Annotated in this window: 1 protein-coding gene; it reads left to right on the forward strand. The window is 62.4% G+C overall.

The features are described 5' to 3' along the window. The first annotated feature begins 162 nt into the window (after positions 1 to 162). Entirely contained in the window at positions 163 to 585 is a 423-nt protein-coding gene (locus ACLJT4_RS42490; protein ID WP_411130523.1) for a group II intron maturase-specific domain-containing protein, read from the forward strand. Positions 586 to 687 lie beyond the last annotated feature (102 nt).

Consider the following 687-nt stretch of genomic DNA (forward strand, 5'->3'; position numbering starts at 1 on the left):
CCCGACCACCTCATGCACGAGCTCCGACATGGCCTTCGCCAGATCCAATACCGCAGCGACATCATCAACGGATGCCTCACCGGAACAGGGCTCACACCGACGACACCACGACTACAACCTCAGTAACTGCTGATCAAGCCGAACACAGCGGCGCAACGACGGATCCGGGAACGGCTGCACGCCGAGATGCTGGCCCTGCGAGGGGCCAGCGCTGCGGCCGTGCTCAAGAAGATCAACCCCATCGTGAGGGGCTGGTCGGCCTACTACCGGACGGTGGTGTCCAGCGAGATCTTCACCGCGCTGGACAACTACGTGTGGACGCTCGCCTACAAGTGGGCCAAGCACAGCCACCCGAACAAGCCGAAGCACCGGGTCTCCAGCAGATACTTCGGCCGGTTTAACAAGGCCAGGAAGGACCGGTGGGTGTTCGGCGACCGCGACAGCGGTGCCTACCTGCTCAAGTTCTCCTGGACGAAGATCGTCCGGCACCAGTTGATCAAGGGCAGAACGTCTCCGGACGACCCGGCTCTTGAGTCGTACGGAGGAGGCCGAATCCTGCTCGGGACTGTAAATAGAACGGTGTAACTCCGATCATGGAGGATTGCACCTGTGACCAGCGAGAACATAGCCGCGGAAGCGTCCGGGGACGTGGCCGTGGAGACGGCTCCGTCAGCGGTGGCGGACGAG

The sequence above is a fragment of the Streptomyces sp. x-19 genome, assembly GCF_046549115.1.
Lineage (GTDB): Bacteria > Actinomycetota > Actinomycetes > Streptomycetales > Streptomycetaceae > Streptomyces > Streptomyces albulus_C.